General features: G+C 64.3%; 1 pseudogene. It reads right to left on the bottom strand.

The window, feature by feature from the left end:
- A pseudogene (locus E0D98_RS27090) lies at nt 1–255 on the bottom strand (conjugal transfer protein TraO); the annotation flags it as partial.

Below are 255 nucleotides of genomic sequence, written 5' to 3'. Positions count from 1 at the left end.
CCCATGGGCCGGCAGGTACGGAGGCCACCACGCGCGAGACAGCATTGTCAGAGTCCACTTCCGTATCAATGAAGGCAGGTACGCGGGTCAGTGCCGGTATCAGCTGTATCCCTGTACGAGCTGCCGGGGTTGCCAGACTGGCCTCCTGCAGACGTGGTTGTGGTGATGTGCCGGTACCGGGTGGTGAGGCGTGTGAGCTTATCCCGGGAGCACCAGTGGTACCCCACATTGCAGCCGCCACTACCGGGGGGCGGG

Origin of the sequence: Escherichia sp. KCJ4928, from assembly GCF_004352695.1 — a bacterium.
Classification (GTDB): Bacteria; Pseudomonadota; Gammaproteobacteria; order Enterobacterales; family Enterobacteriaceae; genus ECMA0423.
Note: the sequence above shows the minus strand (reverse complement) of the source record. Positions and strands in the feature narration are given on the sequence as shown.